Consider the following 24769-nt stretch of genomic DNA (forward strand, 5'->3'; position numbering starts at 1 on the left):
AGTGCCCCTGGACTTTACAGTGCTGCAAAGTCGAAGGATTGATACTGATCTGCGCCAATGCCGGCAAAACTCAACATGGCCGGCAATTGCTGGGCGAACCCCTGGTAACCATGGTCGCCACCGGCCTGGATGCGCAAGGCACAGGCCCGGTAATACTGCTGGGCGAGGCGATAATCCAGGGTTTCATCCCCGGTCTGCAACCACACTTGATAACGCGCGGCATCCTGGGGCGCCGGCACTTCCAGTTCGGCCAGGGCCGTGACGTGGTCGTGGGTCAGCTCCCAGGTTTCATCGGTGTAGAGGTTCTTCTGGGTGCCCAGGTAACCGTCAAACATCCGATGCGGGCTGACCGCCGGGTTCACCAGCAGCGCCTTGAGGCCATGGCGTTCGGCAAGATGGGTTGCATAGTAGCCGCCGAGTGAGCTTCCCACCAGCAGCGGCCGCCCCAGTTCCGCAATGGCCTCTTCCAATTGAGGAATCGCCTGACGCGGGTGGTGATGCAGGGCCGGCACACGCAATTGGTCGCTCAACCCGAGGCTGTCCATCACGGTGCTCAACTGGGTTGCCTTGTTGGACGCAGGCGCGCTGTTGAAACCGTGGATATATAGAATCGACGCGGACATGCCGGGCTCTCCGTGCATCAGCCAAAGAGGCGCAGTTTACAGGGAATACAGGCAGAAGCGGATCGAATGTGGGAGCTGGCTTGCCTGCGATGGCGGCGGATCAGTTAGCTATTGATTAACTGGCCCAGCGCTATCGCAGGCAAGCCAGCTCCCACATTTTGATCAGTGTTTGCAGGGTTTAATAGCCGTTGCTGCCGTAATCGACGGTAAATTCGAATCCTTTTACCCGCTCCACGCCCGTCTCCAACCGTCCGTCGGCATGCAATCGCAGCCAGCGATACCCCGGCGCCTGTTCGCTGACCTTGAAGTCCTCGCTGCCCGGCGCGAACTGGATACAGGTGGACGGCGACGCCAGCAGGCGCACGTCGTTGCGCTCGCGGTCGATTTCCTGGTGCACATGGCCCCACAGCACCGCTTTTACCTGTGGGAAACGGTCGAGTACGGCAAACAGGGCTTCAGGGTTGCACAGGCCGATGGGCTCCATCCACGCACAACCGATGGACACCGGATGATGGTGAAAACACACCAGATGATGACGGTTTGGCGCCTCACTCAGGGCTTGGGCGAGCAATTGCAATTGCGAATCCTGCAAATAACCGGGGACCGAGCCCGGAACCGCCGAATCCAGCAGGGTGACGCGCCAATTGCCGATATCGACCACCGGCTCGAGCAAATCGCTGTGCACCGCCGCGTGGGCCATGATCTGCGGCTCGTCGTGGTTGCCAGGAATCCAGCGCGCCGGCGCGTCGATCTGCCGAGTCAGGTCGCGAAATAGCTGGTAAGACTCAAGCGTGCCGTCCTGGGACAAGTCTCCCGTGGCCAGCACCAAATCGATCTGCGGCTGTTGCTCGCGCACCAAACCAATCACCCGCTGCAGGCTGTCGCGGGTGTTCATGCCCAGCAGCGAACCGTCGGCCTCGGCAAACAGGTGGCTGTCGGACAACTGCACCAGCAGCACCGACGCATCAGGGTTCACAGCGGATACGCTCGGCAAGGCGCTCTCCCAAGGCAATCACAGGAATGGATAGGTAGCGCGATTATGCTGGGGCAGGACACAAAGAGGAAAGACGCAGTTCACATCTAGCGCACGACTTCGAATTCATGGCCCAGGGCCAGGCAGTGACTCAACCATTCGCCGAGGAACACATTGAGTTGTGCTTTCTCATCGGGCTGGTGCATGAACACATTCGGATAAGGATAGATGCTGCGAAAGCGTCGCGCGTGTTCTGCGCTGATGACTTCGGCCATGCGCGCATCGTGATACACCTGAACCTCCAGCTGCGGCACCGGCAGCCAGGGCAGGCTGTGCTCCTGGCGCACCCGCAGGGTGGTGGTGTACGGGCAGTTGACGATGACCTCAAGGGTCAGCACGCCCAGCATCTGGTCGCCATGGGTCACGGCAATACGCCGCGCCTCAGGCGCGTGACGCATGTCGGGGAGCAGGCGCATCAGCCGCGCATAATTGGCCTCGCAGGCGGCTTGCAGCCCGATCAGGTCAACCCGGTATCGTTCCCGTGCCTTTACTGCCATAACCCCCTCACTTCCGCGCGATTAAGCGCAAGCCATTGCAGGGCGATAATGCTGGCTGCGTTGGAAATTTTGCCGTCACGCACCGCTTGCAGGGCATCTTCAAAGGCCCAGGGGGTGACGCGGATATCTTCTGCTTCTTCTTCCAGTCCATGGACGCCACCTGCACCTGAGCTGTCGCAACGACCGAGGTACAAGTGCACGAATTCGGTACTGCCACCGGGCGACGGGAAATATTTGGTGATCGGCCACAGCGCAGAGAACGTAAGGCCAGCTTCCTCCTCGGCTTCGCGGTGTGCAACCTCCTCCGGTTGTTCATCCTTATCAATCAGCCCCGCGACCATTTCCACCAGCCACGGGTTGCCGGTACGGCCCATGGCGCCGATACGGAACTGCTCGATCAACACCACTTCATCGCGCTGCGGGTCGTAGGGCAGCACGCACACCGCGTCATGACGCACAAAGACTTCACGATTGATCACCCGGCTCATGCCGCCATCGAACTTCTCGTGGCGCAGTTGCACGCGATCAAGCTGGTAAAAGCCCTTATAGGCATTGTCGCGCTGAACGATCTCGATGGTGTTCGGCGTCGATTTGGCAATGTCCGTCATATCCTTCCTCGTTACGCAGGTGCAATTCGCGCCATCCTAACGCGCCCATGGCCCTTGATGCAGCCCCTTTCCGGTTGCCGGGATAGACGGCGAGCGTCAAACTCACTCTAATCAGCTTAGTGGCGAACTGACGGCTTTGTTCGCAGTCGAAGCGCTACTCTTTTTCGCTTTCCATCGATTTCCGAAGGACGCACATGTCGCTTTTAAAAATCGCCTCCGTGGCCTGTATTGCCTTGACTCTGGGCGCTTGCCAGAGCCTGTTCCAGCCCAGCTACCTCAAGCCCCTGGACACCAAGCCGGACACTTCCGAACAAATCAAACCCGGCTGCAACAGCCCGGAATGCCCACTGGTGAACATCGACACCGTGCACTTCCCCAGCGAGCCGCAGTTGGACAGCATTGTTGAGCAACGCCTGCTGCAAATGACCCGCACCACGCCCGGCGCCAGCGTGCCGCCGACCCTGAATGCCTACCGCGACAAGTTCCTGCGCGAGTCGCCGACCCGCAACAGCATGTACTTGCAAGCCAAGGTACGTGAGCAGCATGACGGACTGGTGATCGTTGAAGTGTCCAGTTATCTGGATACCGGCACCGCCCACGGCGCGCCCGGCCGCGGTTTCATCAACTATTCACGCCTGCTGCACAAAGAGCTGAGCCTGGCCGACATGTTGCTGCCGGGCCAGGAACAGGCATTCTGGAACACCGCGAAAGTCGCCCACAACAGCTGGCTGATCAATTCGCAGATGGACCGCGACCCGGAGTTCGTGAAGAGCTGGCCGTTCCAGAAAACCCCGAATGTGGCCCTGACCAGCGCCGGCGTGGTGCTCAAGTACAACGTGAGCACCATCGCCCCTTATGCATTGGGGCTGATCGAAATGACCATCCCCTATGCGCGCCTCACCGGCGTGCTCAAGCCTGAGCTGATGCCTGCGCGCCACTGACCGCACGCCCAAGGATCAGCTGTAACAGCCCTGCCAGCACCAGTGCCGGCAGGGTTGCACCGATATTCGGATACAGGTTGGCCAGCACGTGATAGGTGGCGATGCCACCCAGCCAGGCCACCAGCGCCGGCCAATGCAGGTTGGCAACCGTGCCTTGGCCACGGTGACGCAGGATAATGTGATCCACCAGCACCACGCCAAACAGCGGCGCAAACACCGAGCCGATCAGCAGCAGGAAGTTCTGATACTGCGCCAGCGGCGCCAGGCAGGCGATCAAGGTGCAGATCACACCGATGGCCAAGGCCAGGTGCTCGACCTTCAAGCGCAACAGAATCCCGCTGGACACTGCCGCCGAGTGAATATCGGCAAAGGCGTTTTCCGACTCGTCCAACAGGATCAGCAGCAACGGAATGCCCAAGCCAGCACCGGCCAGCGCCAGCAACAGCGCATTCACTTCACCACTGGGCGCAAACGCCAGGGTGTAGGCCACGCCCAGGCTCATCAGCCAGAAGTTACCGATAAAGAAGCCCAACGCCGTACCGCCGAACACGCTTTTGGCGCGCTGGCCGAAGCGTGAGTAGTCGGCGATAAGCGGCAACCACGACAGCGGCATGGCGATGGCAATATCAAAGCCCACCGCAAACGGCATCGAGCCGTCACCGGACTTGGCCCACAACGCCGTGAGGTCAGCCTTGGCGAACAGGTTCCAGGTCAGCCACAGGCAGGCGGCGAGCAGCAGCCAGATGCCCCATTTACGCAGGATCTGGCGCACGAATGTCAGCGGCCCGCTGACCGCCAGCAACGTCGCCAAGCCTCCGAAAAACAGGGTCCACAGCAATGGGCTGGCGAGCAGGCTGCCCTCGCTGAACGCGCGGGTGCCCAGCAAGCTGGCGGCGTCGCGCATCACGATGATCTCGAACGAGCCCCAGCCGACCAGTTGTAAAAGGTTCAGCAGTGCCGGCAGGCTCGCGCCCTTGGCGCCGAGGCTGAGTTTGAGCGCGGCCATGGCGGACAGGCCGGTGTCGCTGCCGATCACACCGACGGCGGCCAGCAGCAACACACCGACCAGCGTGCCGAGAAAAATCGCCAGCAACGAGCCGGACAAGCCCAGGCCCGGCGCGAGCAAGGCGCCGGTTTGCAGGACCATCAGGCCGATGCCAAGGGAGAACCACAGGGAGAACAGGTCGCGGGCGCCGAACACGCGTTTGTCAGCCGGCACCGCGATTTCAGGAGAGTAAGTACTCGGTTGAATGCTCAAGGGTGTTATCTCTGAGGGACATGATCGTTCCCACGCTCTGCGTGGGAATGCCGCTAAGGACGCTCTGCGTCCGCCTTTGTGACGCAGAGCGTCACGGGATGCATTCCCACGCTGAGCGTGGGAACGATCGTGGATGTCAGACCTTCTTGTACAGCTGACTGCCTTCCTGCTTGAACCGCTCCGCCTGCTCGGCCAAGCCCTTGGCCACGTCCACATCCACCGCTTCAATGCGTTGGTTGGCGGCGTACTCGCGTACTTCCTGGGTAATCTTCATCGAGCAGAATTTCGGCCCGCACATCGAACAGAAGTGCGCGACCTTGGCCGAGTCCTTCGGCAAGGTTTCATCGTGATACGAACGCGCGGTGTCAGGGTCCAGGCCGAGGTTGAACTGGTCTTCCCAGCGGAACTCGAAGCGCGCCTTGCTCAAGGCGTTGTCACGAATCTGCGCGCCCGGATGCCCCTTGGCCAAGTCCGCAGCGTGCGCGGCGATCTTGTAGGTGATGATCCCGGTCTTCACGTCATCCTTGTTCGGCAAACCCAAGTGTTCCTTGGGCGTGACATAGCAGAGCATGGCGCAACCGAACCAGCCGATCATCGCCGCACCGATACCCGAGGTGATGTGGTCGTAGCCCGGTGCGATGTCGGTGGTCAGCGGGCCGAGGGTGTAGAACGGCGCCTCGTCGCAGCATTCGAGCTGCTTGTCCATGTTCTCCTTGATCAACTGCATCGGCACGTGGCCCGGGCCTTCGATCATGGTTTGCACGTCGTGCTTCCAGGCGATTTTGGTCAGCTCGCCGAGAGTTTCCAGTTCGCCGAATTGCGCAGCATCGTTGGCGTCGGCAATCGAGCCTGGGCGCAAGCCGTCGCCAAGGGAGAAGCTGACGTCATAGGCCTTCATGATTTCGCAGATTTCGTCGAAATGCGTGTAGGTAAAGTTCTCTTTGTGGTGCGCCAGGCACCACTTGGCCATGATCGAACCGCCACGGGACACGATGCCGGTCACGCGTTTGGCAGTCAGCGGCACATAACGCAGCAGCACGCCTGCGTGGATGGTGAAGTAGTCGACGCCCTGCTCGGCCTGTTCGATCAGGGTGTCGCGGAACAGCTCCCACGTCAGGTCTTCGGCGGCGCCGCCGACTTTTTCCAAGGCTTGATAGATCGGAACGGTGCCAATCGGCACCGGCGAGTTGCGGATGATCCACTCGCGGGTTTCGTGGATGTGCTTGCCAGTGGACAGGTCCATCACCGTGTCCGAACCCCAGCGAATGCCCCAGGTCAGTTTCGCCACTTCTTCTTCAATGGACGAACCCAACGCACTGTTGCCGATATTGCCGTTGATCTTCACCAGGAAGTTACGGCCGATGATCATTGGCTCCAGTTCGGTGTGGTTGATGTTGGCCGGGATAATCGCGCGGCCACGGGCGATTTCTTCGCGCACAAACTCAGGCGTGATGATTTTCGGCACGCTGGCGCCGAAGCTGTGACCGGCGTGCTGCTGGTCGAGCAGGCCACTGGCACGGGCTTCTTCAAGCTTCATGTTTTCGCGGATGGCGACGTATTCCATCTCGGCGGTAATGATGCCTTTGCGCGCGTAGTGCATCTGCGTGACGTTGGCACCTGCCTTGGCGCGGCGCGGGTTCTTCACGTGCGCAAAGCGCAGTGCGGTGAGCTCAGCATCGCTGAGGCGCTGTTGGCCAAAGTGCGAACTCAGGCCGGACAGGCGCTCGGTGTCGCCACGCACTTCGATCCACGGCGAACGCACATCACCCAGGCCTTTGCGCACGTCAATGATGACGTTGGGGTCGGTGTACGGGCCGGAGGTGTCGTACACCACCACCGGTGCGTTGATTTCACCGCCGAAATCGGTGGGCGTCACGTCCAGGCTGATTTCACGCATCGGCACACGAATGTCCGGGCGAGTGCCTTGCACGTAGATTTTTTGCGAGCGGGTAAACGGCTGCACGGAGCCGGAGTCGACTTTGGCCGATTCACTCAGGTGCACGGTATTTTTTAATTTTTGGCTTTTTAATTCAGTGCTCATCACGGGCTCTCCAACTTATCCAGGCGGTGGATTTTTGTCGGAGCGAACCTGTGACGGATGGACGCACTGAAACCAGTGCTGTGCAAGGCACGAGGGCTGTTCGATTGTCGAACAACATCCCGGACGAAGCACAAGAGGACTCGCCGGGTGACGAGAAATCTTGTTCCCTACGCAGGCGTTAACCTGATCAGGTTCAACGGGATCCGGTATTTACCGATCTCAGCCTTCCAACAAGGCACCCCGACAAGAACGCGGCCAGTCTAGACCATGGTGTGGGCAAATTGCCAATAGCGGTGTATTCAGCGTGATGAATGGCGTGATTGCGGGATTGTTGCGCGGGGTCAGCGCCACTACACTCGGGCGTCGTCACAATGCTTGACGCCAGGAATGGCCAGCCTTAGCCTTGGGCGCTTAATTACAGTCGTAATATTCACACTAGGGATCGCCTCATGCTGCGCAAACTCTCACTGGCTCTTGCCGTGTCTTGTGCGACCAATGGAATGGTCTGGGCAGCTGAAGCGCCCTTGTCCGCCAAAACCGACTTGGTCAGCGTCTACCAGGAAGCGGTGAACAACAACGCCGACCTGGCCGCCGCCCGCGCTCAATATGGCGCGCAAAAAGAAGTGGTGCCCCAGGCTCGCGCCGGTTTGCTGCCGAACCTGTCGGCCGGCGCCGACAGCAATAACGTGCGCACCCAGATCGACCAACCGGCAGCCACCGTCAACCGTGACGCGCACTCCTGGCGTGCAACCTTGAGCCAGCCGCTGTTCCGCGCTGATCGCTGGTTCCAGCTGCAAGCCGCCGAAGCCGTCAACGAACAAGCTTCGCTGCAACTCTCGGCGACTGAACAGAACCTGATCCTGCAAAGCGCCGAAAGCTACTTCGCCGTGCTGCGCGCCCAGGACAACCTGGCGTCGACCAAGGCCGAAGAAAACGCCTTCAAGCGCCAGCTCGACCAGTCCAACGAACGCTTTGATGTAGGCCTGTCGGACAAGACCGACGTGCTGCAATCCCAGGCCAGCTACGACACAGCCCGCGCCAACCGCATCGTCGCCCAACGCCAGGTGGACGACGCCTTTGAGGCGCTGATCACGCTGACCAACCGCCAATACAACGCGATCCAGGGCATCGTGCACACGCTGCCGGTGCTGCCACCGGCGCCGAATGACGCCAAATCCTGGGTCGAAACCGCCGGCCGCCAAAACTTGAACTTGCTGGCCAGCAACTACGCCGTGACCGCTGCCGAAGAAACCCTGCGCCAGCGCAAGGCCGGCCACTTGCCGACCCTCGACGCCGTGGCGCAATACGAAAAAGGCGACAACGACGCGCTGGGTTTCAGCAACCCGAACCAATTGCCCGTGCCGTACGGTGGTGATGTGTCTCAGCGCACCATCGGCCTGCGCCTGAATATCCCGATCTACAGCGGCGGTTTGACCAGCTCGCAAGTGCGCGAATCCTATTCACGCCTCGACCAGACTGAACAGCAACGCGAAGGCCTGCGCCGCCAGGTGGTGGAAAACACCCGTAATCTGCACCGCGCGGTGAACACCGATGTGGAACAGGTGCAGGCGCGCCGCCAGTCGATCATCTCCAACCAGAGCGCGGTGGAAGCCACGGAAATTGGCTATCAAGTGGGTACGCGCAATATCGTCGATGTGCTGGATTCACAACGCCAGCTGTACTCGTCGGTGCGCAACTACAACAACAGCCGCTACGACTACATCCTCGACAACCTGCGCTTGAAGCAGGCGGCGGGCACGCTCAGCCCTGGGGATTTACAGGACCTGACGCGTTACCTCAAGGCTGATTACAACCCGGACAAGGATTTCCTGCCGCCGGATCTGGCCAAGGCCGCCGCCGAGCAGCTCAAAGCCCGCCCGGGCTACTAAACACACTACAAACCAATGTGGGAGCTGGCTTGTGTGGGAGCTGGCTTGCCTGCGATGCAGGCAACTCGGTACATCAGACATGCCCAGTTGATGCTATCGCAGGCAAGCCAGCTCCCACATTTTGGTCCGTGTTGGTTCAGTGATTGAGCAGTTTGTCCAAACCATCCAGCAAGCGTTTGAGCGCACCCTGGTTGGCCTGCATCACCTTCAATCCCGCCTCTGCCATCTTGCGCGCATCCTGCGGCAGTTCGAACAACTGCCGCACGGCTTCTGCCAAGCCTTGCGCATCATCCACCTCACGCAACGCCCCGGCCTCACGCATCATCGCGCTGATTTCGAGGAAGTTGAACAGGTGTGGCCCCATGATCACAGGCTTGGCCAGCGCCGCCGGTTCCAGCGGGTTGTGGCCGCCGGTAGGCACCAGGCTGCCGCCGACGAAGGCGCTGTCGGCCAAGGCGTAAAGGAATAGCAGCTCGCCCATGGTGTCACCGAGCAGCACGGAGGTCTGCGCCGTCACCGGTTCAGTGCTGGAGCGGCGCACCGTGGCAAAGCCTTGTTGCTCGCACAACTCGAACATCGGCCCGAAGCGCTCCTGATGACGCGGCACCAGAATCAGCAGCGCGTTGGGGTAACTTTCGAGCAGTTGGCGATGGGCGGCCAGCACCACTTCATCCTCGCCTTCGTGGGTGCTGGCGGCGATCCACACCGGGCGCTCGGTGGCGCCCCATTGCTCGCGCAAGGCGGCGGCACGCACCGGCAGTTGCGGATCGATGGTCAGATCGAACTTGATCGAGCCGGTGACTTCAACGGTTTGTGGTCGTGCGCCCAGGCTCAAGAAACGCTGGGCTTCGGTTTTTGTCTGCACCGCAAACAGGCTCATCTCGGCCAGCATCGGCGCGGTCAGCTTGGCAAAGCGTGCATAACCTTTGGCCGAGCGTGCCGACAGCCGCGCATTGGCCAGCGCTACCGGAATACCACGCTGAGCGCAGGCGTGGATGTGGTTGGGCCACAGCTCGGTTTCCATGATCACGGCGAGCCTGGGCTGCACACGATCAAGAAAGCGCTTGGCGGCGCAAGGCAAGTCATAGGGCAAGTAGCAGTGCTGAATACGCGGCTCATTGGCGAACAGTGCCTGGATACGCTCCGAACCGGTGGGCGTCATGCAAGTGACGGTGATCGGCAGCGTCGGGTGGCGCTCCATCAACCCGCGAATCATCGGCGCGGCCGCGATACTTTCGCCCACCGACACCGCATGCACCCAGATCCCGCCCGGCTGCATCACCGGCAGGCCATAGGAAAACCGCTCGCCGATACGTTTTGCATACGCCGGCGCCTTGCGCGCGCGCAGCCACAGACGTAAAGCCACCAACGGCAGCGCCAGGTAAAACAGACAGCTGTAGAGAGTTCTATTCATGGCGGCGGAGTTTATCGGCTTTTTCAGTCGATCGCCTGCAAGCACTCGGCAAATCGCTCGGTCAGGAAGCGTGCGGCCGGGCCCAGGTGCTCGTCGCGGCGCCAGACCAGCTCCACCACCAGCGCCGGCGGCGTCCATTCGCTGTCCAGCTCGACCATCTGCTGTTGATAGGCCGGGTACTGCACGATGTGCCGAGGCAGCCAGGCCCAGCCCAGGCCACTCATCAGCCATTCGGCCAATACGTAGAAGCTGTCGGCACGCCACACCAGGGGGCTCGCGGCTTCACTGCCGGGGTACACGCTGGTCTGGGTCGACATCAGCAGTTGCCGGAACTGCGCCAGGCGCTGGCAAGTCACGTATTTGTCCTGGGCCAGTGGATGATTCACGCCGCACACCGTGACCATTTCCACGCTGCCCACCACCCGCCGCTCAAGCGCTTCGGGGATCTGGTCGTGATAGAACAGCAAACCCAGGTCGGCCTTGCGCTCCACCAGCTTGCGCGCCACATCGCCTTGCGCGGCGCTGGAAAGCTGTACTTCCAGCAGCGGGTATTGCCGGGCCAACGCTTCAAGACTGTCGAGCACCGGCTGAAATAACATGGCTTCGTCCTGGGCCAGGCGCAGGCAGGCTTCTTCACCACGGGTCAGCGACAACGCCCGACCATTGAGCCGTTCACATTGGCGCAGCACCTCACGCGCTTCTTCCAGCAACACACTGCCGGCTTCAGTCAGACGGGGCTGACGGCCGCTGCTGCGCTCGAACAGGCTAAGCCCAAGGTCCGCTTCCAGCAGGGCAATTGCGTTACTCACCGCCGATTGCGCCTTGCGCTGCCCACGCGCCACCGCCGAAAACGAGCGCTGCTCGGCGACGCTGACAAACAGGCGCATCTGTTCCAGGTTCCATTGCACGCTCATGACTCAACCCATCTTTAAATCGGATAGGTAATGACTTTATCTCATCTCGCGAAGGGTTAAAATGCGGACCTAATCAAGCACGTATCACACCGAGGATTCCCCCATGAATGTTGCCTACGTTTACCTGGCCATTGCCATTTGCTCGGAAGTGATCGCGACCGTTTCCATGAAAGCCGTCAAGGGCTTGAGCACGCCGATTCCGCTGTTGCTGATGATTGTGGGGTATGGCGTGGCCTTCTGGATGCTCACGCTGGTGGTGCGCACGGTGCCGGTGGGCATCGCCTATGCGGTCTGGGCCGGACTGGGCATTGTAATGGTCAGTATCGCCGCGCTGTTTATCTACGGGCAGAAGCTGGATGTACCAGCAATGCTGGGCATGGGCCTGATTGTGCTGGGTGTGGTGGTGATTCAGCTGTTCTCGAAAACCGCCGGGCACTGACCGCCACGCTACAGCCTGTATACTGCGCCTCTTGTCTTGAACACTGAGGTCGCCGATGCCATCCGTTATTTCCACCGACGTTCTGATTGTCGGCGCCGGGGTTGCCGGCCTCTGGCTTAACGCACGCCTGCGCCGCGAGGGGTTTTCCACGGTGGTGGTGGAAAGCGCTACCTTGGGCGGCGGGCAAAGCGTGAAGTCCCAAGGTATCATTCACGGCGGCGCGAAATACGCCCTGCACGGCGCCCTCACCGGCGCGTCCGAAGCCATTGCCGACATGCCGCGCCGCTGGCGCGAAGCCCTGGCGGGTAACGGCGAGTTGGACCTGACCGGCGTGCGCTTGCTCTCCGAAGCCCATTACCTGTGGTCGCCCGGCACGATCGCCGGCAACCTCACCAGCTTCTTCGCCAGTAAAGCCGTGCGTGGCCGCGTCGATCAGGTCAAGGGCGACGAATTGCCGCCAGCCCTGCAGGACCGTCGCTTCAAGGGCAAAGTCTATCGCCTGGCCGAACTGGTCATCGATGTGCCCAGCCTGATCGAACGCCTGGCGCAATTGGCCGGCGACGGCTTGCTCGCCGGGCAACACATCGAACCGCTGCTTGAAGGCGATACCTTGGTGGGCCTGAAGGTCGATGGCCGCGAGATCCGCGCCCAGCGCATCGTGCTGAGTGCCGGTGGCGGCACCGCTGAGTTACTGACGGCCCTGGGCCTCAGCCAGCCCGCCATGCAAACCCGCCCATTGCATATGATCATCGCCAAAGGCCCGGGCCTGAAGCCGCTGTATGCACACTGCCTGGGCGGCGGCACCAAGCCGCGCCTTACCATCACCACTCACCCGGCTGCCGACGGCAACTGGGTGTGGTACATGGGCGGCGATATCGCCGAGGCGGATGGCGTGGCCCGCACACCACAAGAACAGATCGCCACTGCGCAAAAAGAGCTGGCGCAGTTACTGCCGTGGATCGACATGAGCCAGACCCAATGGGCCACCCTGCGTGTCGAGCGTGCCGAGCCGCTGCAATCGGGCCTGAGCCGCCCCGACAATGCCTTCCTCGCCGAACAGGGCCGCTTGCTGGTGGGCTGGCCGACCAAACTGGCGCTGGCGCCGGACTTCGCCGATCGTGTACTCAACGCCCTGGAACGCGACGGCATTCGTCCAAGCGCCAGCGACGCGCTGCCCGAGCTGCCAAAACCGACCCTCGGCCAACCTGCCTGGGAGCAACTGTTGCCATGAGCCTGCCAACCCTGCACGACCTGCATCGACCACTGGGCAGCACCGGCCTGCTGGTCTCGCCGCTGGGCCTGGGCACCGTCAAGCTGGGCCGTGATCAAGGGGTGAAATACCCCAACGGCTTCCAGATTCCCAATGACGACGAAGCACGGATGTTATTGCGCCAGGCCCAGCAGTTGGGCATCAACCTGATCGACACCGCGCCAGCTTACGGGCGCAGTGAGGAACGCCTGGGGCCACTGCTACGCGGCCAGCGCAACGACTGGGTGATTGTCAGCAAGGTCGGCGAAGAGTTTGCCGACGGCGTGTCCCATCACGATTTCAGTGCCGCGCATACGCGCATGTCCATTGAGCGCAGCTTGAAACGACTTGAAACGGATTTCATCGATCTGGTGCTGGTGCATTCTGACGGCAATGACCTGCATATCCTCAATGATTGCGAGGTGTACGAGACCCTGGCGCAGCTGAAAAAAGAGGGCAAGATCCGTGGTTTCGGCTTCTCCGGCAAAACCGTCGAAGGTGGCGTGAAGGCTCTGGAACAAGGTGATTGCGCGATGGTCACCTACAATCTGAATGAACAGGCCGAGAAAGCCGTGATCGATTACGCCGCCGCCCACGGCAAAGGCATCCTGGTGAAAAAAGCTCTGGCCAGCGGCCACGTGTGCCTTGAGCCAGGAATGGATCCAATTCATGCCAGTTTCATGCTGTTGTTTGCGCAAACGGGCGTCGCCAGTGCTATTGTCGGGACCATTAATCCGCTGCACCTGGCCCACAACGTGGCGACCGCTGCCCAGGTCATTCGTCAACTCTGATGCCGCCCACGCGGCCGACCCCGTCGCAAGAAGGAGCCGACATGCCGCGAACGCTGATTAGAAAAAACCCCAGTAACTTCAAGACACTGCCGCTGCACGTCGAAGCCACCCCCGAAGGCCTGAGTTACCAGAGCGTGGGCATGCCGCTCAACTTCGCCCAGACCCTGCAACGGCGCAAGCCGGTGGAGGTGGCAAACCCTGAACGTTTCGCCCTGGAACTGGCCAACCTCGGCGTGTCGGTGCGCCTGACCCTGCATTGGCAGAACAAGGATTACTGGGTACTGGTGCGCCAGCGCCGCCAGGACCGTGGCGACGTGGTGCTCAAGCTGATCTCCGGCTACGTACCCGCCCACGAACTGAACCTGCCGCTGCACACCGCCATCCAGGAAATTGCCGAAGAATGCCTGCTGGAGACGCCCGAAGGCTGGCTGGGCGGGCGCTTCAATGACACCTGGCTGCCCGCGCCCTACTCCGCCGCGCTGCATTACCGTGAAGCCCTGCCGTTTCGCTTGAGCCCGCTGTCCGGCGCCGCTCGCCCGGTGCGCTGCGCCACCATGCAACTGATCGAGCGCCCACGGGCGTATGTGCATCTGCCGACGGCGTCGCTGCAATTGATTTATGACTTGCGCCTTGAAGTCCCCAAGGAAGCCAAGTCCTTGAGCCTGTTCCATGTGGATGAGCGCCTCGAAGGCGACCAGTTGGTGGCACGCCTGGACCGTCAGCGGCCCGACCTGTACCTGATGCCGTTGAAGGACGGCCAGCCGCTGGCAGAGTTGTACACCGTAAAGAAAGACCAGCTATACCCGGCCAGCACACGCGGCTTGTACCTGGCGGAAAGCTTCGCCCAGCAGGAAGGCTGGCTGGTGCGCGATGAGCGCATTCGCTGGAAGGATTGGCTGCGCCAACAAGGCCTGGCGGAGCCTGAGAAGGAGTCGAAGTTGAAGCGATTGGCGCAACGGGTGCTGCGCAAGATCGTGCCGAAGAAAAAGGCCAAAGGCTGACGCAAATCCAATGTGGGAGCTGGCTTGTGTGGGAGCTGGCTTGCCTGCGATGCAGGCAACTCGGTACATCAGGCAAACCCAGTTGATGCCATCGCAGGCAAGCCAGCTCCCACACAAGCCAGCTCCCACAGATGACCGAGGTCAGCCGTTAAGCAAGCGCTCCAGGCCGACCTTCAGCGGCGTCGGCTCCGGCAGCGTAAAGCTCGCCAACAGGCGCTGGTTATTCGCCCGCGAATGGCGGATATCACCCGAGCGCGCCGGCCCGTAAGTGATCACCGGCAACTGCCCCACCACCTCTTCCAGCGCCTGAAGCACCTGCTTGAGCGTGGTCGTGCGGTTCCATCCCACGTTGATCGCACCCAGTGGCGCTTCGGGCGCTTCGATGGCCTGGACCAGCACATCCACCAGGTCTTCCACGTACATGAAATCCCGGGTTTGCTCGCCGTCGCCAAACACGCTGATCGGCACACCCTGCTGCACACGCTCGCTGAAGATACTGATCACGCCGGAATACGGCGATGACGGATCCTGGCGTGGCCCGAAAATGTTGAAGAAACGGAAAATCACCGGTTCCAGGCCATGCTGGCGGCGATAGAAATCAAAGTAGTGCTCACCCGCCAACTTGTCCGACGCGTAAGGCGTCAGCGGCGCCTTGGTGGTGTCTTCGTCAATCGAAGCACCCTCGCCGTTGTTGCCATACACCGCCGCGCTGGAGGCAAACACCACGCGCTTCACGCCAGCCTTGCGCATGGCTTCGCAGACATTCAGGGTGCCGACGAAATTGCTCTGGTGCGTGCTCACCGGATCATCCACCGAGGCCTGCACTGAAGCCACAGCAGCCAGGTGCACGACGGCGGTGGCGCCGACGGCGGCTTGCGCCACCAACTCGGCATTGGCGACATTGCCTTCAATCAGTTGTACGCGCGGGTTATCCAGCGGCAAATTGCTGCGTTTGCCGGTGGACAAGTCATCCAGCACCCGCACGGCATAGCCTTTGGCAAGTAGCGCATCGACCAGGTGCGAGCCGATAAAGCCGGCACCTCCGGTGATCAACACCCACTTTTCAGCATTACTCATTGTTGCGGATCTTCTCGACAATGGCTGTGGTCGAGCTGTTCTCAACCAACCCCAGCACTTTGACCGTACCACCGTAAGCGCTGACGATATCGGCGCCTACGACTTGATCGACGGAGTAGTCGCCACCCTTGACCAACACGTCCGGCTTGACCTGGGCCAGCAGGTTTTCCGGGGTGCCTTCAGAGAAGCTGATCACCCAGTCGACTGCGCCGAGACCGGCCAATACGGCCATACGCCGGTCAACACTGTTGATCGGACGGCCAGGCCCCTTCAAGCGGCTGACGGAGGCATCGTCGTTGACCGCGACGATCAGGCGGTCGCCTTGGGCGCGCGCCTGTTCCAGATAAGTCACGTGGCCAGCATGCAGGATGTCGAAGCAGCCGTTGGTGAACACGATGCTTTCTTTGTGGGCACGGGCGTCGTCAATGGCCAGCAGCAATTGCTCGATGCCCAGCACGCCGCGCTCCGAGCCTTCGGAACGCTGGATCGCCCGGCGCAGCTCGGGTGCGCTGATAGCCGCGGTACCCAGTTTGCCCACCACAATACCCGCCGCCAGGTTGGCCAGGGCCACGGCGTGGGGCAGTTCTTCACCCGCCGCAATCGAGGCGGCCAGGGTGGAGATGACGGTGTCACCGGCACCGGTGACGTCGAACACTTCACGGGCACGGGCCGGCAGGTGCATCGCCGGGTGGTCCGGGCGCAGCAGGGTCATGCCGTGCTCGCCACGGGTGACCAGCAAGGCGCCCAGGTCGAGGTCGGCCATCAGCGCCGCGCCTTTGGTCACCAGCTCATGCTCATCGGCGCAACCGCCGACAATGGCTTCGAACTCACTGAGGTTTGGCGTGATCAGGCTGGCGCCCCGATAAATCGAAAAGTCCTTGCCCTTGGGATCGGCCAATACCGGAATGCCGCGGGCCTTGGCGGCCTGGATCAGCATCTGGTGGTTTTTCAAGGCGCCTTTGCCGTAGTCGGACAACACCAGCACCTTGATACCTTCGAGCAGCGCGTCGACCTGGCCGCTGAGGGCCAGGGCGTCGGTGGCGAAGGGTTCTTCGAAATCGATACGCAGCAATTGCTGGTGACGGCTCATGACCCGCAGCTTGACGATGGTCGGCTGATGGGCAATGCGCTGGAACAGCGCGCGCACACCGGCACCGCGCAGGCTGTTGGCCAGGCTGTCGGCGGCTTCGTCGTCGCCGGTCACACCCACCAGGGAGGCCGGGGCGCCGAGGGCGGCAATATTGAGGGCAACGTTGGCAGCGCCACCTGGACGGTCTTCGATTTGCTCGACCTTGACTACCGGTACCGGTGCCTCAGGGGAAATCCGTGAGGTACCGCCATGCCAGTAACGGTCGAGCATGACATCGCCGACCACCAAGACAGGGGCTTGATCGAATCGCGGCATGGACAACTTCATGGAGCAACCCACATACAAAATGAACAGGGGCGCGATATTAGCACAGGGTTATGGGAGGCTTGTGGAGGGTGTGCACAGAAGATAGTGCGACGGACCTGCCATTGAATCCACCGAGGAACACATGTGGGAGCGGGCTTGCCCGCGATGGCGGTGAATCAGTCGAAACATTCGCTGACTGACACTGCGCTATCGCGGGCAAGCCCGCTCCCACAAGGTTTAGGTGATGTCGGCCGGCACCGGGGCATCCAGGCCCATGGCATGCAGGCGGGCGTAGTAGCCGTTCTGGGCCAGCAGCTCGGCGTGGCTGCCGCGCTCGACGATCCGACCGTCGTCCATCACCAGGATCAGGTCGGCCTTCTCGATGGTGGACAGGCGGTGGGCAATTACCAGGGTCGTGCGACCCTGCATGACCTTGTCCAGGGCCGCCTGAATGTGGCGCTCGGATTCGGTGTCGAGGGCCGAGGTGGCCTCGTCGAGAATCAGCAGTGGCGCGTTCTTCAGCAGGGCCCGGGCAATGGCCAGGCGCTGGCGTTGGCCGCCGGACAGCAGCACGCCGTTCTCGCCCACCTGGGTATCGAAGCCTTTCGGCAACTGGTCGATGAAATCCTTGGCGTAAGCATCCGCCGCCGCCGCTTCAACGTCGGCCCGTGGCGCGCCGGCCAGGTCGCCGTAGGCGATGTTGTTGGTCACGGTGTCGCTGAACAGCGTGACATGCTGGGTCACCTGGGCAATATGCTTGCGCAGGTTAAGCAGCTTGTAGTCTTCGACCTCTACGCCGTCGAGCAGGATTTCGCCGCTTTCGTGGTGGTAGAAACGCGGGATCAGGCTGGCCAGTGTGGACTTGCCGCTGCCGGAACGGCCGACCAGGGCGATCATCTGCCCGGGCTCCGCGGTGAAGGTGATGTCCTTGAGCACATGGCGCTCGGTGCCTGGGTAAGTGAAGTTCAGGTTACGCACTTCCAGGCGGCCGCTAACCTTGTCGCGCTCGACGCTGCCGCGATCGACTTCCTGTTCTTCGTCCAACTGTTCGAAAATGCTTTCAGCACCGGCCACGCCTTTCTGGATGGTCGAGCTGACTTCCGACAGCTGGCGGATCGGCTTGGGCAACAGCCCGGCCAACGTGATGTAAGCCACCATGTCACCGGCCGACGCATCACCGCGAAGGTAGAGCACCAGGAACATCAGCACCGCCATGGCGGTATAGATCACCAACTGCAGCAACGGGGTGTAGATGGCCCCGGTGCGGGTCATGCGCAGTTGCTTGTCGGTGTTGCCCTGGCTGGCCTTGAAGAAGCGTTTCTCTTCGTAGACTTCACCGCCGAAGCTGCGCACCACGCGATAGCCCTGGATGGTTTCCGAAGCCACGTGGGTCACATCGCCCATGGCCACCTGGATCTTCTTGCTCTGCTTGCGGAATTTCTTGCTGGCCGTGCTGACCATCACTGCAATCAACGGCAGGATGGCGATCATCACCAGCGTCAGGCGCCAGTTCATGAACAGCAGCGAGGCAAACAGGAAGATTACCGTCATGCCTTCGCGAATCACCACCTTGATGGCATCGGTGGCCGCCCCCGTAACCATGGTCACGTTGAAGGTGATGCGCGAAATCAGGTGCCCGGAGTTGTGGTTGTCGAAATAACGGTTGGGCAGCGTCAGCAGGTTGTTGAACAGCTGCACACGCAAGTCGTGAACCAGGCCCAGGGAAACCTTGGCCAGCAAGTAGTTGCCCAGGAACGAACCCAGGCCCTGCCAGGCGGCGATCAAAATGATCAGCAACGGCACGGCTTGCAACAATTTCATGTCACGCAGGAATGGGACGCTGGGGAACAGCACGGCGTCAGGATTGGATAGGCCGTCGACAAAGTACTTGAGGATGTACCCCAGCATAGGCTGGGTCGACGCGAAAATCAGAAATCCGACAATACTCAACGCGAACAAGCCGGCGTAAGGCTTAACGTACATGAGCAGGCGGAAGTATATTTTCAAGCTCGAAGGGCTTGCGCTCGGACTGGAGTCGGTCATATCACGCGGCGTTTTGAAAAAGGAGGCTGACTTTAGCACAGCTTCTCTGTTGTACTTGCACCCGGCGTGACCCGCGGCCCGGCTGGATCCAACGGGCGACATTATATAGCCACTGTCTTAACATGGTCGGCTTTCTCTATTCTGGAACGGCTTTACTGTATGCACTCCAAGCGCCTTACCTATGGCACAAATCGCGTTTTCGACTTCCTGGTCCTCTGGATTTTGCCCATTGGCTTATTGTTGCTTCTGAGTTCGCTGTTTTTCGTCAACAATCGCAATGTCATGCACCGCGGCTTCTATATTTTCTTTGCCCTGCCGGCCTTGCTCCTGCTGTGCCTGCGCCCACGTGAACTCAAAGAGTTACTACGCGAGCCGCTGGTGCTTGCCTTCACAGCATTTTGCGCATGGGCAATGATCACGGTGCTCTGGAGCCCGGAACCCACCGGCGACTCCAACCTGTTCAAGATCCCGTTGCAGACGTTCATGTTGTTTGCCGGCTGCGGGCTGCTGCTGCATTACCGCAATGACCTGTTCAAGCCGATCTTCTTCAGCGCCGCCGTGATTGCGCTGGTGGTGACGCTGTTAAACCTGGTGGCATTCGTCAAAGGCTTCGAGCCGAGCATGCGCATGATTGGCGGCCTTGGCGCCTTGGACAACCCGCTGCTCAGTTCCCACCTGTTCGGCTTTTTCTGCGTGTATTGGCTGTACCTCTGCGTCACCACCAAACGGCTACGGGTACTGTGGCTCAGCGCACCCGCCCTGGCGGTCATGACCCTGGCAATTCTAGCCACCGGTTCCAGGACGCCATTGGTTGCACTGGTGATAGCAGTCCTCTGGATGGGCCTGCTCAGCCGCAATCGGCGCTCGGCGCTGATGGTTGCCGCCCTGGTGCTGGCGGCCGCCGGCTTGCTGCTGTTTTACCCGCAACAGATCACCGAGCGCGGCAGCTCATTCCGCTTCGAAATCTGGCAAATCATCCTCGACCGCATCGCCGATCATCCATGGCTTGGCCACAGCTACGACTCCGAACTGTATGTGAAACCTGCCAACTACGATTTTGAACCACTGCGCGAGCCCCACAGCTTTGCCTTGGGCGTGCTTTATTACGTCGGCATCATCGGCTTTATCCCGTGGATCTTCATGCTTGGCCGCGGGATGTACGCAGGGCTCAAGGAGCGCGCGCAGCCGCTGTTTATCCTGACTTCCTCGCTGCTGGCCTACGGCATCGGCGCAGGGCTTACCGAAGGCGGTGGCATCCTGTCGCGGCCCAAGGAGCACTGGTTCCTGCTGTGGATCCCCCTCGCACTGATCGCCGGCCTGAGCATCGCCAAGCGGCGCCATAGCCTACTGCGCATTGCGGTGAGCACGCCCAAGCCACAGGTGTTCAAAGCCCTGTGCGAAGGCGCGCATATCGTCGAGGAAGATGGCCTGGGGCCTAAAGTCCTGCGCCTGGGCAATGGCAGCTTCCTCAAGCTGTTCAGGGCTCGACGCTGGTACACCTCGGGCACATTCAACCCGTACTCGGAACGGTTTGCCTGCAACAGCGAACAGCTCCAGGCACTGGGCATTACAGCACCGCCGATCCTCGACCTGTACAGCCTGCGCGACGGCAGCACCGCCGTGCGTTACCAGCCACTGCCGGGCCTGACGTTGCGCCAGGCCTTGCAAAGCCTGGACAGCAGCCTGCGCGAATCGCTGATCGAACGGTTTGGGCGGTTTATGGCCCAACTGCACGAACGCGGTGTCTACTTCCGCTCCCTGCACCTGGGCAATGTGCTGCTGTTGGAAGACGGAGAGTTCGGCCTGATCGACGTGGCGGATATGCGCGTCTATCCGTCAGCGCTGCGCAACACGCTGCGCCAGCGCAACCTCAAGCATATGCAACGCTATTCGCAGGATCGCAATTGGTTGTTCGAAGCTCACTTCGAGCAATTGGCCAAGGGCTATGCCTCGGTGGCTTCGCCGCACGCCACGCAGAAAATCCGCGAGCAGGTACTGACACTCGCCCGCCCCGCGGCCTGAGGTCGTATTCGGCGCAAATAGATGTGGGAGCTGGCTTGCCTGCGATGCAGACACCTCGGTACTTCTGATGCACCGAGGTGATGCTATCGCAGGCAAGCCAGCTCCCACCTTTGACCGAGTATGGCTCTGCTGTTGCTGTTGCTCTTACATCCTTTTCGATGACGAAGTCAGCGGTCTTTTGATCTGCGCTTTTGATCGTGATCTTGATCTGAAATCGCCCCGTCAAACACGATGGCCGCAATTCGACAGTGATTTGGGGGGTAAACCGGCAGGGATGCCGGTTTAGCCGCGCTGGGCCAAGGATGGCCCATCGCGGCGCCCCCCCAAATCACTGGCGGATTGCGGGCATGCCGAGCCATAGCGAGGCACCGAGTGTTGGGGCGAAGACTTTTTGGTTACTTTTGTCTGGGCCGGCATTCCGGTCTTTACAAAAGTGACCCGCTGTAAGAGCGGAACCAATAGAAGCCGTTACCGCAGCAACGGATATGTACACCAACAACCCGCCATCGCAGGCAAGCCAGATCCCACATCTAGATCGCGGCACACACGGTGAAGGTGTGCTGCTCTGATCTTGGTATCAGTCTTTTTCCAGCGGGGAAAAATACAGGCGGCCCAAGCCGCGCCACGTCTTCTTGTTCCAGGCCCGAAACGGAATTTGCGCCAGCAGCTCTCGCGCCAACGCACGGTTGCGGTTGGAGGTTTTGAGGAACATGGAGCTGAGGAACTTGTAACGCACCTCGTTGTACAGCGGGTGATCACTGAACAACGCGTAGGTGCGCAGGATGTTATCGATCATGAATCGATGATTCTTGTACGAATTGGTCGCGTGCTTGCGGTAGCGCGCCATCACCACGTTCAAGCCATCAATAAAGTACCCGGCGTGGGTAATCTTCAGTTCGATCAGCAAATCTTCCAGACGAATCTGCGGGTCAAACCCACCGACCCTTTCCAGCGCTTCACGCCGGATCATCAGCGTAGGCGCTGGCGGGTAAGGTTTGCGCTCCAGGAACATATCGTCGAAATCCAGGCGTCGAAACGGCACGTCACGGCGCTGGCGCTTCTCCGGGAACAGCTCGCCCTGGGAGTCGATCAGCTCGATATTGCCCGCACAGATCCCCACCTCAGGCTTGCCATCCATATAGGCCACCTGGGTCGCAATGCGCTCGGGCATCATGATGTCGTCCGAACCGAACGGCACGATCAGCGGCCCCTGAGACCGGGCAATCGCACCATTGAGGGTGTTGGTCAGCCCCTGGTTCTGCTGCACACGAAAGTCGAACCTGTGTTGCTCCTGCAGGCGACGGATGCGCTCGACACTGTCGTCTGTCGAGCCATCGTCCACCACCAGCAGTTCGATGTTGGGATAGGTCTGGTTCAACACACTGAGGATACTTTCCTCAATGTAGGGCGCATGGTTATACGACGCAATGATCACCGTGACCAAAGGCTGACTCTGGCTCATACATTCTTCCCGCGTGCTTGAGCCAACCCTGAATCAATCAGCTCCAGGTATTCCTGACGGAATACCTCAATGTCGTGTTGCGCCTGAAGGTACTGGTAGGCCTGCTCGCCTTTTTGTGCGAGTGCCTCGTCGGACAGCGCCAGGTAAGTGTCCAGCGCCTCGGTCAGCTGGGGCACATTGGCCGGCTCAACCGCCAGGCCACCGGCGCCTTCGATCAACGGCAGCATGGCCGGTACGCTGGAGGCAATCACCGGCAGGCGACCGCTCATGCCTTCCAGCAGTGCCAGGCCCAGGCCTTCTGCGAGCGAAGGCATTGCCCAGATGTCAAAGGCACGCACGTATTGCAGGGCATTTTCCTTGAAGCCCAACAGGTGCACGCGTCCATCCAGGCCAAGGTTCTGGATTTGCGCGGCCAGGTTGGCCTCTTCGCGCCCGGCGCCAATGATGGCCAGTTGCGCGGTGGGGTATTTATCTTTCAGCGCCGCAAACGCCTGCAACAAATAGGTGTGGCCCTTGACCGGCACCAGCCGGCCCAAGGCGCCGATCAAGCGCACCGAAGGGTCGATGCCCAGCAACTCGCGCGCGTGAGTGCGTGAATGCTGCAAGCCTTCGGCCTGCTCGATGTCGATGGCGTTGGTAATGGCGTAGGTATTCTGGTCGGTAAACCCGCACTGGCAATCGAGCAGGTACTGCTTGACCGCCGGTGACACGCCGACAAAGCGCCAGTGCGCGTCGATCCAGCGCTGCGCCTGCTTGCGGCGGTAGAGACGGTCATACTCGCCAAAACCGTGGGAGATGCCGATGCACAACGGGATCTTCAACCAACGGTTGAGCTGCAACATCATGTTGACCGGCTTGAAGCGGTTGCACACCACCACGTCGAACTGTTCGCGGCGGCAGAACTTATACAACTGCCACATGGCGCGCAGTCGCAAGCCTTTGAGTGACTTGTCGGAAAACTCGAAGTAGACCGACTTGGCAGCCCGGCTGACCGGTGCCCCAGGCGCCGGCTTGCCACGCAGGAACGCGGCGGTGACCTCATAGCGCTCGGCGGGCAATGCCTTGACGATCTGCTCGGCCAGGTCGGCAAAGTCATGGGATTTAACATTGTAGTCAGGCTGCAGTTGCAGGACCTTGAAACGCCGACTCATAACTCTCCTCGATGGAAACCCGTGGCATCAACCACCCAGGTTGTTTCAGCCGCCAGCGTCTCGACGTATTCGGCGTCAGGCTCCGGTAGCAACGGCCACTGATTACGCTTCCAGCAGACAAAATGGAAATACGGAAATTCCCGCTCACCATCCCTGTCGTTAGTCAGGCGGCCCTTGTTCCAGAACCACTGATGCGGGAAGCGATCACTGCCGTCGTGCCATTTGATCACACCACCGGGCGTACTGAACGCCTCGGTAAACTCACTGCGCCGACGCCATGGGTTGAACTTGCCGACCAGCTCAAACAACGGCTTCGGGAAGTTCTTGCGCCACAGGAAAATTCGACTGAATGCGCCTTCATCCAGCGCATGATGCGCCTGATCGGTAAAACGCGCTTCCCAATCCTTGATGTGCATGAACGCATGCCGCTTCCTGGGCGTGTTACGCATCAGGCACAAATGGCCGGCGACTCGTCGTTCATGGGTTGAAAACAAGTCATGGCTGGCCAACCGCTCTGCGGTGAAATACTCGCGCAGGTTGCCGTAGATCAGGTCCAGATCGCCAAACGCCCAGAAATCGTAACCGGTGAGGCGGTCAGCGTGGATATGCCCCAACGCCGGCTTGATGTCGCACAGCTTGTACGGCGCCAGGGGTGCAAAATTGATGTACAGCCGCTGGGAAACCAGCGCGCAGTAATCGGCAAAGGTGATGCTTTCGATGCGGACATTGTCCGGCACATTGGCCGGCATCGGGCAGTCGCTGAACAGCAACCAGTCGACGTCCGCGTTTTGGCGGCAGCTTTCGAGAAAAAACGGCATCCAGAATGGCCAGCGGCCAAAGTAAGGAATAATGAAAAGGATGCGGGGGCACGAATTGCTCAAGGGGGACTCACTGTCATTTGGTACTGAGGCGCGCTGCGC

At 60.7% G+C, this 24769-nt stretch carries 21 protein-coding genes and 1 riboswitch; of the genes, 7 read left to right on the plus strand and 14 right to left on the minus strand.

The features are described from left to right. Nucleotides 1-14 precede the first annotated feature (14 nt). From AB4P96_RS29275 to AB4P96_RS29290, 4 genes are all read right to left on the minus strand, one after another. A complete protein-coding gene (locus AB4P96_RS29275; RefSeq protein ID WP_099548086.1) occupies nt 15-623 on the minus strand; it encodes a YqiA/YcfP family alpha/beta fold hydrolase in 609 nt (202 codons plus the stop codon). Between the two features lie 178 nt (nt 624-801). Then, the gene (cpdA, locus tag AB4P96_RS29280; protein ID WP_395600366.1) at nt 802-1617 is read right to left on the minus strand and encodes a 3',5'-cyclic-AMP phosphodiesterase; all 816 of its coding nucleotides are present in this window, start codon (nt 1615-1617) and stop codon (nt 802-804) included. Between the two features lie 86 nt (nt 1618-1703). Beyond that, nucleotides 1704-2153, minus strand: coding sequence for a DUF1249 domain-containing protein (locus AB4P96_RS29285; protein WP_017138485.1), 450 nt, complete (start codon nt 2151-2153; stop codon nt 1704-1706). After that, nucleotides 2144-2761, minus strand: coding sequence for an NUDIX domain-containing protein (locus AB4P96_RS29290; RefSeq protein ID WP_017138486.1), 618 nt, complete (start codon nt 2759-2761; stop codon nt 2144-2146). Before AB4P96_RS29290 ends, AB4P96_RS29285 begins: the two co-directional genes overlap by 10 nt. A gap of 194 nt (nt 2762-2955) precedes the next feature. On the opposite strand from AB4P96_RS29290, the gene AB4P96_RS29295 reads away from it, so the two are divergent. Then, entirely contained in the window at nt 2956-3702 is a 747-nt protein-coding gene (locus AB4P96_RS29295; protein ID WP_395600367.1) for an RsiV family protein, read from the plus strand. On the opposite strand, the gene cytX is transcribed toward AB4P96_RS29295, so the two are convergent. Continuing rightward, a complete protein-coding gene (gene cytX / locus AB4P96_RS29300; RefSeq protein ID WP_395600368.1) occupies nt 3671-4960 on the minus strand; it encodes a putative hydroxymethylpyrimidine transporter CytX in 1290 nt (429 codons plus the stop codon). The genes AB4P96_RS29295 and cytX overlap by 32 nt on opposite strands. A 136-nt stretch (nt 4961-5096) precedes the next feature. Further along, entirely contained in the window at nt 5097-7001 is a 1905-nt protein-coding gene (gene thiC, locus AB4P96_RS29305; RefSeq protein WP_138453474.1) for a phosphomethylpyrimidine synthase ThiC, read from the minus strand. A 147-nt stretch (nt 7002-7148) separates the two neighbouring features. Next, nucleotides 7149-7254: riboswitch (TPP riboswitch) on the minus strand. A 196-nt stretch (nt 7255-7450) separates the two neighbouring features. On the opposite strand from thiC, the gene AB4P96_RS29310 reads away from it, so the two are divergent. Then, a complete protein-coding gene (locus AB4P96_RS29310) occupies nt 7451-8890 on the plus strand; it encodes a TolC family outer membrane protein (protein ID WP_026013800.1) in 1440 nt (479 codons plus the stop codon). A 136-nt stretch (nt 8891-9026) separates the two neighbouring features. On the opposite strand, the gene waaA is transcribed toward AB4P96_RS29310, so the two are convergent. Beyond that, nucleotides 9027-10304: a lipid IV(A) 3-deoxy-D-manno-octulosonic acid transferase gene (gene waaA, locus AB4P96_RS29315; RefSeq protein WP_017138491.1), complete on the minus strand. Its 1278-nt coding sequence runs from the start codon at nt 10302-10304 to the stop codon at nt 9027-9029. 23 nt (nt 10305-10327) lie between these two features. Further along, nucleotides 10328-11218, minus strand: coding sequence for a LysR family transcriptional regulator (locus AB4P96_RS29320; protein ID WP_017138492.1), 891 nt, complete (start codon nt 11216-11218; stop codon nt 10328-10330). A gap of 103 nt (nt 11219-11321) precedes the next feature. Here AB4P96_RS29320 and AB4P96_RS29325 point away from each other — a divergent pair, with 103 nt between their 5' ends. Genes AB4P96_RS29325 through AB4P96_RS29340 form a run of 4 tightly spaced genes read left to right on the plus strand, consistent with a single transcriptional unit; the run spans nt 11322 to nt 14698 of the window. Continuing rightward, nucleotides 11322-11657, plus strand: coding sequence for a multidrug efflux SMR transporter (locus AB4P96_RS29325; RefSeq protein WP_017138493.1), 336 nt, complete (start codon nt 11322-11324; stop codon nt 11655-11657). A gap of 55 nt (nt 11658-11712) precedes the next feature. Continuing rightward, nucleotides 11713-12888: an FAD-binding oxidoreductase gene (locus AB4P96_RS29330; RefSeq protein WP_170039095.1), complete on the plus strand. Its 1176-nt coding sequence runs from the start codon at nt 11713-11715 to the stop codon at nt 12886-12888. Next, nucleotides 12885-13697, plus strand: a complete 813-nt coding sequence (locus AB4P96_RS29335) for an aldo/keto reductase (protein WP_138450526.1) — start codon at nt 12885-12887, stop codon at nt 13695-13697. The genes AB4P96_RS29330 and AB4P96_RS29335 overlap by 4 nt, the downstream gene beginning before the upstream one ends. Nucleotides 13698-13738: 41 nt before the next feature. After that, complete coding sequence (locus AB4P96_RS29340; RefSeq protein WP_017138496.1) at nt 13739-14698, plus strand: hypothetical protein; 960 nt, start codon at nt 13739-13741, stop codon at nt 14696-14698. A gap of 141 nt (nt 14699-14839) precedes the next feature. On the opposite strand, the gene AB4P96_RS29345 is transcribed toward AB4P96_RS29340, so the two are convergent. From AB4P96_RS29345 to msbA, 3 genes are all read right to left on the minus strand, one after another. Continuing rightward, the gene (locus tag AB4P96_RS29345; RefSeq protein WP_017138497.1) at nt 14840-15775 is read right to left on the minus strand and encodes an NAD-dependent epimerase/dehydratase family protein; all 936 of its coding nucleotides are present in this window, start codon (nt 15773-15775) and stop codon (nt 14840-14842) included. After that, nucleotides 15768-17192 carry a bifunctional D-glycero-beta-D-manno-heptose-7-phosphate kinase/D-glycero-beta-D-manno-heptose 1-phosphate adenylyltransferase HldE gene (gene hldE / locus AB4P96_RS29350; RefSeq protein ID WP_017138498.1) on the minus strand — a complete coding sequence of 475 codons (1425 nt, stop codon included), beginning with the start codon at nt 17190-17192 and terminating at the stop codon, nt 15768-15770. The genes AB4P96_RS29345 and hldE overlap by 8 nt, the downstream gene beginning before the upstream one ends. Nucleotides 17193-17408: 216 nt before the next feature. Beyond that, complete coding sequence (gene msbA / locus AB4P96_RS29355; protein WP_017138499.1) at nt 17409-19214, minus strand: lipid A export permease/ATP-binding protein MsbA; 1806 nt, start codon at nt 19212-19214, stop codon at nt 17409-17411. Between the two features lie 159 nt (nt 19215-19373). On the opposite strand from msbA, the gene AB4P96_RS29360 reads away from it, so the two are divergent. Then, on the plus strand, nt 19374-21236 hold the full coding sequence (locus tag AB4P96_RS29360; protein WP_186617924.1) for a bifunctional O-antigen ligase/aminoglycoside phosphotransferase family protein: 1863 nt from the start codon (nt 19374-19376) through the stop codon (nt 21234-21236). Nucleotides 21237-21813: 577 nt separating this feature from the next. On the opposite strand, the gene AB4P96_RS29365 is transcribed toward AB4P96_RS29360, so the two are convergent. The 3 genes from AB4P96_RS29365 to AB4P96_RS29375 are packed head-to-tail and all read right to left on the minus strand — an operon-like array spanning nt 21814 to nt 24730. Then, nucleotides 21814-22698 carry a glycosyltransferase gene (locus AB4P96_RS29365; protein WP_177034882.1) on the minus strand — a complete coding sequence of 295 codons (885 nt, stop codon included), beginning with the start codon at nt 22696-22698 and terminating at the stop codon, nt 21814-21816. After that, the gene (locus tag AB4P96_RS29370; protein WP_395600369.1) at nt 22695-23849 is read right to left on the minus strand and encodes a glycosyltransferase family 4 protein; all 1155 of its coding nucleotides are present in this window, start codon (nt 23847-23849) and stop codon (nt 22695-22697) included. Before AB4P96_RS29370 ends, AB4P96_RS29365 begins: the two co-directional genes overlap by 4 nt. After that, on the minus strand, nt 23846-24730 hold the full coding sequence (locus tag AB4P96_RS29375) for a DUF6625 family protein (protein WP_099548081.1): 885 nt from the start codon (nt 24728-24730) through the stop codon (nt 23846-23848). The genes AB4P96_RS29370 and AB4P96_RS29375 overlap by 4 nt, the downstream gene beginning before the upstream one ends. Nucleotides 24731-24769 lie beyond the last annotated feature (39 nt).

This window comes from Pseudomonas sp. B19125 (assembly GCF_044218855.1).
Taxonomy (GTDB): domain Bacteria; phylum Pseudomonadota; class Gammaproteobacteria; order Pseudomonadales; family Pseudomonadaceae; genus Aquipseudomonas; species Aquipseudomonas edaphica.